General features: G+C 49.5%; 4 protein-coding genes and 1 pseudogene. 2 read left to right on the forward strand and 3 right to left on the reverse strand.

All coding sequences use genetic code 11. From position 1 onward, the window contains the following. From pyrF to leuS, 3 genes are all read right to left on the reverse strand, one after another. Window positions 1–512, reverse strand: a 512-nt coding sequence (gene pyrF / locus GAC_RS02520) for an orotidine-5'-phosphate decarboxylase (RefSeq protein WP_037349336.1), incomplete at its 3' end; no start/stop codon positions are given. Then, window positions 502–1290, reverse strand: a complete 789-nt coding sequence (locus tag GAC_RS02525) for a TatD family hydrolase (protein ID WP_010264018.1) — start codon at window positions 1288–1290, stop codon at window positions 502–504. The genes pyrF and GAC_RS02525, both read right to left, overlap by 11 nt. 323 nt (window positions 1291–1613) lie before the next feature. Further along, the gene (gene leuS, locus GAC_RS02530; RefSeq protein WP_037348667.1) at window positions 1614–4088 is read right to left on the reverse strand and encodes a leucine--tRNA ligase; all 2475 of its coding nucleotides are present in this window, start codon (window positions 4086–4088) and stop codon (window positions 1614–1616) included. Between the two features lie 397 nt (window positions 4089–4485). On the opposite strand from leuS, the gene GAC_RS02535 reads away from it, so the two are divergent. Then, complete coding sequence (locus GAC_RS02535; protein ID WP_010264009.1) at window positions 4486–4809, forward strand: helix-turn-helix domain-containing protein; 324 nt, start codon at window positions 4486–4488, stop codon at window positions 4807–4809. Between the two features lie 334 nt (window positions 4810–5143). Then, window positions 5144–5541: pseudogene (gene rpoZ, locus GAC_RS02540) on the forward strand (DNA-directed RNA polymerase subunit omega). Window positions 5542–5550: the final 9 nt, after the last annotated feature.

The following is a 5550-nucleotide window of genomic DNA, read 5'->3' on the forward strand; positions in this document are numbered from 1 at the left end:
AGCGTAATGTCCGGATATCTGCCACGTATCACACCGACTTCATGGGCAGAACATACCACAGCTCGCAACCCGGCACCCACAGCCAGGCCTACCAGCCTCATGACGTGAGATTCCAAAGACTCATGTATTCCGAAATCTATGAAGTCATCGCCGCCAATGCTCGTCAAAACCGTAACCCCGGCAAGAAGTATATTTGTATCAGACAAGGCATCAGCCGCGGCGCGCATCATGTCCTTCCCCCCACTCACGTGAATGGTAAGCATGGCAATATTTAAGTCTTTGACCGAATGTATGGCCCTAACCACCGTATTTGGGATATCATGAAGCTTTAGGTCAAGAAACACGGGTACGCCGAGCTCAATTACCTGCCGCACACCAGTAATACCGTATGCAGTGAAGAACTCCAGCCCCAATTTTACCATGGCAACCTTGCCGGATATCGCCTTAGTCACCTCAAGTGCGCGGGTGATATCCATCATATCCAGCGCACAAATTATCGGACTACTGCGCATTGTAGTGACGTGAACACTTGTCAAAAAGTGCAAAGAAGTTCTTGGTGGTAATCTCGCTCACAACCTCTACAGCCTCCCCCCAAATTTGTGCCAAGCATTCTACAACAAGCTTCGTCATCGCCGGGGAATTTTTTTTACCTCGGTGGGGCTCCGGACACAAAAACGGAGAGTCTGTCTCCACCAAGACCCTGTCCCTGGGCACAAACTTGGCGATCTCCCTGAGGGATGCGGCATTCTTAAAGGTCAGTATGCCGGAGAACGATATATATAGTCCGGTATCCAGCGAGCTCCTCGCAAGCTCCATAGACGAGGCGAAGCAATGCATCACGCCCTTAAACGCCCCTGCCCTCATCTCAGAGGCGCAAATCTCCGCCATTTTCGCATCGGCATTTCTGGAATGAATGATTACCGGCAAACCCAACTCCCTCGCTGCGGAAATGTGGGCCACAAAATTTTTTTCCTGGCAGTCCGCGCCATCCTCACATCTATAAAAGTCAAGCCCAGTTTCTCCCAACCCGATGACTTTCTCCCCCCTAGCCAATTCGATCAAATCTTCAGCAGAAACTGACTCTCCTTCTGCAGAGTTGCATGGATGCACCCCCACTGATGCATAGACCTGCTTATGGTTACTGGAAATTTTTAGCAGCGTTGGAAATTCGCTCAGCGTAGTGCAAACAGTCTGCATGAGCGCCACACCGGCATCTGTGGCCTGCTTCACCACATCTTGTATCGCAGAATCATCAAAGTGATTGAGGTGGCAGTGCGAATCTACGATCACATCCAAACCCGGCCGAAGAGCTGCCGTATTCTAACACGTATCCACAGAGACACAACACCGCTCCGCCTCGCAAAACGCGCAGTTGGCCATCTAAACAAGCCGGTTGGTGCGGCGAACCAGTGCACATAAGCTCGCTGGCAGCCATCATATCAACGTAGCGTGGCGTGCGCACTTCGGCTGCTTTTGCGTCGCACTCCACCCACATTATAATTCTACATTATAATTATAGGGCAAGCGCTGTCCTTTATCGCTCAAAACCTGAGTCGCATACCGCAAATGGCCTGAGGACTAGCGTGCACGGCCATGCGGAAATTTGGCGGGTTTTATTTCGTCACAATATTCACAACCCTGCCAGGCACAAAGTAAATGTTGCGCACTTCTTTATCACCGAGCTTGCGCTGCGCAACCTTCAGCGCCTCCGCTTTTACCTCTTCACCATCGCATTGGGCACCCACTTTAAGCGTACTACACAGCTTGCCATTCACTTGCACCGCAATCGTGACGAGATCTTCAGTCAACAAATCTTCTCGCGCAGACGGCCACTGTCTGTTACATAACATACCTTCGCCTCCTATGCGCTCCCATAACTTTTCGGCTATATGGGGGATAAATGGCTCCATCACCCTGAGCAAAATACATACCGATTCATTGATTACTTGCTGGCTCACGCCACACTTTACCATCTCAAAAACCGTGTTGCTCATCTCCCTAAATTTGGCAACCGCACAGTTGAGCCTGCAGTGCTCCATATCCGCACTTAGACCCCGGAGAAGCTTGTGTATGCCTGACAGATAGACGCGGTCTTCAGCTTTCACGTCAGCAGTATCAAAATCTGCGCCTATGGAGCTATTGTCCTCAAACAACCTCCATAACCGCTCCAAGTATCGCCATGCACCCTCTACCCCAACATCTGACCACTCGATGTCGCGCTCAGGTGGAGTGTCAGACAGCATAAATAACCTCACGGTGTCGGCCCCGTATTTTTTTATGATGTGGCTGGGATCCACAACATTTTTCTTCGACTTGCTCATCTTTTCAACTTTCCCGCGCTGTACGGCCTCGCCGTCACGGATCATGCGTTGCGCGTCCTCTGGAAACAAGTAGTTCCCCGCTGCATCTCTATATACGGAGTGGCAAACCATACCCTGCGTGATCAAATTGCGAAAAGGCTCCTCCACCGCTAAATGTCCACATTTCTTAAGTGCTCTGCAGAAAAACCTCGCGTAAAGTAAATGTAATACGGCATGCTCCACTCCACCTATATAATAGTCTACGGGCAGCAATTTGTTGCAGTCGGCTGCGTTGATGCCTCCTTGCTCGCTACAGAACGCCGCAAAGTACCAGGATGACTCAAAAAATGTATCAAAAGTATCTGTCTCGCGCTGGGCGCTTGATTGGCATTTTGGGCATTGAACATGCTTCCATGTAGGATGATGATCTAGAGGATTCCCCCCCCTTGAAAAATCCACCTCCTCGGGCAAAGAGATGGGCAGATCCTGCCTATCCACCGGCACTATACCACACTTCTCGCAGTGTACTACCGGAATTGGGCACCCCCAATAGCGCTGCCTGGATATGCCCCAATCATGCAAACGGTAGTTCGTAACCCGCCTACAGCCGCCCATAGACTCTAGTTTTTGTATCATGGCATTCCGAGCTGCATCAACTCTGAGGCCGTTCAGAAATTCAGAGTTCCTATACGTGCCATCCCCAGAATAAGCCTCCTTCTGCAGGTCATATTGCACACCATCATCGGGAAATACTACCTGGTATATGTCGAGGCCATGCGCGACCGCGAATTCAAAATCCCGTTGATCGTGTGCAGGACACCCAAAAACCGCACCCGTGCCGTATTCTGACAGCACATAGTTTGCAGCGTAGATCGGTAGTTTACGGTCCAGAAGCGGGTGCGTAGCAAAAAGCCCGGTATCCGCACCTATTTTCTGCTTTTCCTCATCACCTGAACACTCAATAATGCCGCGCACACGCGCAGAAAAAGCCTCATCAGTGACATGCCGTAATATGGGATGCTCGGCCGATACTGCACAGAAAGATGCCCCAAATAGCATATGCGGCATTGTGGAAAATACTTCCAGTTTCTGTCCACAGCTGGTTGCAAACTCGAGAATAACTCCCTCAGTCTTGCCTATCCACCGCTCTTGCATGAGCTTGACCTTCTCCGGCCAGCCATCAAGGGTTTTTAGCCCGTCAAGCAGGCTGTCGGCAAAATCGGTAATTTTTAGAAACCATTGGGACAGTTTTCGACGCTCAATTTTTGCACCAGACCGCCAGCCTCTGCCGTCTACAACCTGTTCGTTGGCCAGTACTGTGTTGTCTACCGGATCCCAATTTACCCAGGATTCTTTACGGTAGGCCAGACCTTGCTGCAAGAAATCGAGAAAAAAAGCCTGCTCGTGTTTGTAATAGTCTTCCTTGCAGGTGGCAAGCTCTCTATCCCAATTGTACGAGATGCCAATAGATTTCAATTGCTTGCGCATAGACTCTATATTGCGCTCGGTCCACACCGCGGGGTTGACTCCGTATGACAGCGCAGCATTTTCTGCAGGAAGCCCAAACGCATCCCACCCTATGGGATGCAGAACTTTGAGCCCATGCGCGCGTTTGTACCTTGCGATCACATCGCCAATTGTGTAGTTGCGTATGTGCCCCATGTGGATATTTCCAGAGGGATAAGGAAACATCCCCAAAACATAGCAGTTTATTCCATCATTCCCCGCAATTTTAAAATCCCACCGCTTTTGTATTTCTTGCTCGACAAGCTTAAAGTTATAACCCATACCAAAAAATTCCAACCCGCTGACAAGTCAACATGCCGTTCAGATTATAAACGTTATGCCTACTAAGTACATCACAACCTGACACATAAAAATATGCAATCATAGCATACAAACTCTGCACCGGGATGCATCTTTGCCATGCATAAGTGTGTGCACCGTTAGTATATAACTGTCATAAGAATTACAACCCTAAGCAGAGGCTGATTTGCTTGACGCAACAAGTTTGACCTATGCTTTATTAGAAAATTAATCAATTGTATATAAATATGATACCATTCTACATAAGCTATAGTCGCAGCGTTGTTGGATAAGCATCGAATCGGCTGTTGGTATGCCCTTCGTTGTATAAAAATAGTCGCAAAAAGATATACGTTCCCGATACCGGATGGAGAGTTCTATGACAGAAAAGCGTGCACCCAGTGGACAAAAGATAAAGCCTCAGATTTTAGGCATAATAAAGGAAATCATACATAAGAGTCAGTGGAATCAGATAGCTGCGGCCAAGGTGCTCGGGGTAGATCAGCCAAAAGTCTCTCAGATAATCAACGGCAAAGCGGCAGGTTTCTCTCTAGAGAGACTGCTGGTATTCCTACTCAGATTACACTGCAAGATAGAACTTTCAGTCTCAATGAGAAAGACCGGGCTCTCAAACGTGGAAGAACAGGCTGCAGGCAACTTGGACGCAATAAACCTCATAGTGCTGTCAAAAGACGACTACTGACCTCGGGAGTGCGCGGAGCATTCCCCTGCACGACAAGCCCATTGTTGCACATTCCCTGAATCCAGAGCCCAGCGGCTGCCGTATTACGTATCAGCCGCACCTCGTCGGTGGTGCGCTGTGTCAAGCCGCATGCCACCTGATGTTGTGACGCACCATATCACAAAGTTCTCAACACCCCAAACCATTCAAACTTATTGTGGCCAGGCAGTGGAGCATACACCTACACAACGGATATCAATCTCATACCGTCCACAAGCGCTTACAGGGGAAGGTATTTTGTTGCAATGTGGGTGATAGGCCCGTATAATCCGGGAAGGTTTTTTGCAGGTGTAGGATGCGGGAAGGTGATTCTGGGTATTTCTCTTGCTATGATGGCAACAGATTCAGGCTGGTGATCTTGGCTAGCCAGAGGGCGCATGAGCTAAGCTCCGGAGCGTGCACCGCGGTTGCACGTAAGGGGGACAAGAACACAGTGGTCGCGTTGCGCGAAATAGTAGGCGAGCAGTTAGACCTTGCTGCCGTTTTCAGGCTGGCAGTAAATAGGTGTAGAAAATACCTTGAAGAGTTTACCAACGCACGGGAGGTTGCGGCTGCACGCAGCAGTCAGGCAGCTCCTAAAAGTGCGCCTGGCCAGGAGATAGGTAAGAGCTTCAGGGAGAAAGATCCCAGCGCCGCTGCATTCCTTGATCAGGAGCTAATTTTTCTCAGGGAGGGGGCGAAGTAAGGCTTTAAGAAGTGCCA

Origin of the sequence: Anaplasma marginale str. Florida, from assembly GCF_000215485.1 — a bacterium.
Lineage (GTDB): Bacteria > Pseudomonadota > Alphaproteobacteria > Rickettsiales > Anaplasmataceae > Anaplasma > Anaplasma marginale.